This window comes from Lepagella muris, assembly GCF_004793975.1.
In the GTDB taxonomy this organism is placed as follows: Bacteria; Bacteroidota; Bacteroidia; order Bacteroidales; family Muribaculaceae; genus Lepagella; species Lepagella muris.
The window spans coordinates 1-1,674 of the sequence record NZ_SRYB01000073.1 but is presented as its reverse complement, the minus strand read 5'-3'; the positions used below and the strand labels follow the sequence as shown (position 1 = coordinate 1,674).

The 1,674-nt window shown below is 46.1% G+C and carries 2 protein-coding genes; both read right to left on the bottom strand.

The genetic code is table 11. The features are described 5' to 3' along the window. Positions 1-27: 27 nt before the first annotated feature. Complete coding sequence (locus tag E5331_RS20035) at positions 28-1,185, bottom strand: hypothetical protein (RefSeq protein ID WP_275441324.1); 1,158 nt, start codon at positions 1,183-1,185, stop codon at positions 28-30. Positions 1,186-1,235: 50 nt separating this feature from the next. Further along, on the bottom strand, positions 1,236-1,499 hold the full coding sequence (locus E5331_RS20030; RefSeq protein ID WP_136013293.1) for a hypothetical protein: 264 nt from the start codon (positions 1,497-1,499) through the stop codon (positions 1,236-1,238). Between the last annotated feature and the right edge of the window lie 175 nt (positions 1,500-1,674).

Below are 1,674 nucleotides of genomic sequence, written 5' to 3'. Positions count from 1 at the left end.
TAGGGTGTTCAGTTAGTTGTTCCGTATTCAGCTCACTTTTTTAAGTGTTTCGGTTCTATCTTTCACCCAATTGCGGGATAGATTGGCCTTGGCCCAGTCATCTATCTCCTTAAGTTTAACATTGGCCAAGCGTACTTTGAAATCTTGTTCATCAGCGACTGAATAGTCGATTGTCTTTGGATAAAGCGGTAACATCAGAATCATGGATGTGAAACCATACAGTTTGTTTGGCGACATCTTTGATTTTAGAATGCCGAAATCAGACTCGATTATGTCAGACGACATGTTCTGTGCATTGTTGGTCAGATGTAGTAGTTTGGCTTCCTTTTTCAGATAGTCAAGCATACGTAATCCCAGAGTAGCCCTGCGGTTGTTAGCGTTTCCAATTACATGCAAGATGATGTATTGTGAGCATTCACGATAGGTCTTCAAGCAAAATCCACGGGTCTTGCATATGGTTTCCACATGTCTGATCGCGTCGACATCCACGGAGAGTTCCTCAAGCAGTCCACGATAATTCTCAAGGAAACAGAAAGCGTCCTTCGCCTTTTGCTCCAAAGAGTCCATATTGGTCAGCATGCGATTACCCCATTCCACCCAGTCGGAGAGGTTCATGAACCTTGCAATCGCCCTCATGTTTGGAGGAAGAAGCCATGCAATGTCCGTCAAATGATATTGAAGGCGTATCTTCCCAAGCTTTTGAGTAAGGCTCTTAAACTCTTCATCCTCAGCATAGACGGTCTTCATGCAGTTAGCAAGCGTATGACTTACGTCAAGATGCTGTGGAACTCCTGCCAATGCCATTCCGCCTTTCAAATTGTGACCTCCGTCGGAGACTCCATACTCAGGGCTGTGCCCTGCTTTTGCGGCTGCGCGCTCAATGGCATCCTTCACATCATCCTTGGTGTTGGAGTCCGCAACACGCATATCCAACACTGTCGCGTCAGAATGTCTCAAAGCTCTTCCAGGATGCTTCGACGGGATGCCGAGAGTCAGCAGAAGTTTCTGTCGGTTGACCGTGAGGCTTTCGTCCTGAATTATGGCATAGGCCTCATCGCGGCTCTTGTCATCGTCATAGACAGACAGGCCGAGCTTGAGCATCCAGTTACGCACAGTGGTATAGGACGGCGCCTTCCCGCAAGTGCCACCGAGAACATCTTCAAAGGTCTTCAGTATCTCGACCACAGTGCGCAGGCCGCATGAAGTCTTGACATATATGAAGACACAGAGCAGTACTATTTGGATTGAGTATCGATGTCCTTCAACCGGGTCAAAATGCGCGACCATTGTTCTTTGCTGAACACTGGCTTCGGCTCTTCTTTTTTTTTGAGTTCCTTGCGCATCTCGTCCATCTTGGCTTTGGCGGCCACGATTTTAGCGTTGGCAGCCTGCTTTTGAGCCTCAAGTTTGCCTTCAAGTCTGGCAACCTCCTTGCGAAGGCGCTTCAGCTCCTCTTCCGGGGTCTCCTGACTATGCTTTGAGTCTGATTTTCTCATCATTTTTCGCATCTTAAATAGTTGTTTTTTAGACTGTAAAGATACTAAAAATTAATGAATTATCCAAATTTTCAATGTACTATTTCGTCTCTGAAAACAAGAATTTCCAGCACGTGATTTTTATGTAAAATCCGGTGTTCTGGATGCCGTTTTTCGGAACGTCAAACTGAACACCCTA

What these genes read in the sequence shown, in the direction of transcription:
- E5331_RS20030 (WP_136013293.1), bottom strand. Translation starts at nt 1,499, where the DNA reads ATGATGAGAAAATCAGACTCAAAGCATAGTCAGGAGACCCCGGAAGAG.